Raw genomic sequence first — 518 nt, 5'->3', positions numbered from 1 at the left:
GAAGCGTCGGACGTGCGTCCGGCCGTGCGCGAGCAGATCGAATCGCTCGGCGCGAAATTCATCGACGTGCCGTTCGAGACCGACGAAGAACGTGAGATCGCCAAGGGTGTGGGCGGCTATGCGCGTCCGATGCCGGCGGCATGGCTTGCGCGTCAGGCGCAGTTGGTCCACACGCGTCTCACACAGGCCGACATCGTCATTTCCACCGCGCTGATCCCGGGGCGTGCAGCCCCGACGCTGATCGCCGAAGACACCGTCAAGGCGATGAAACCCGGCTCGGTGATCATCGACCTCGCGGCCGGACGCGGCGCGAACGGCGGCGGTAACTGCCCGCTGTCAGTCGCTGACGAAGTGGTGAAGGTCCACGGCGTCACCATCGCCGGTTACACCAACCTCGCGGGCATGGTCGCCGCCGACGCCTCTGCGCTCTACGCTCGTAACGTGCTGGACTTCCTCAAGCTAGTGATCGACAAGGAAGGCAAGCTCGTCATCGATACCAACGACGACATCGTCGCCGC

1 pseudogene is annotated in these 518 nt (G+C 65.1%); it reads left to right on the top strand.

Annotated elements, in window-relative coordinates:
* Nucleotides 1–518, top strand: a pseudogene (locus A9762_RS27825) (NAD(P)(+) transhydrogenase (Re/Si-specific) subunit alpha); the annotation flags it as partial.

Source organism: Pandoraea sp. ISTKB (assembly GCF_001721285.1).
Classification (GTDB): domain Bacteria; phylum Pseudomonadota; class Gammaproteobacteria; order Burkholderiales; family Burkholderiaceae; genus Pandoraea; species Pandoraea capi.
This window is presented reverse-complemented; position numbering and strand designations above follow the sequence as displayed.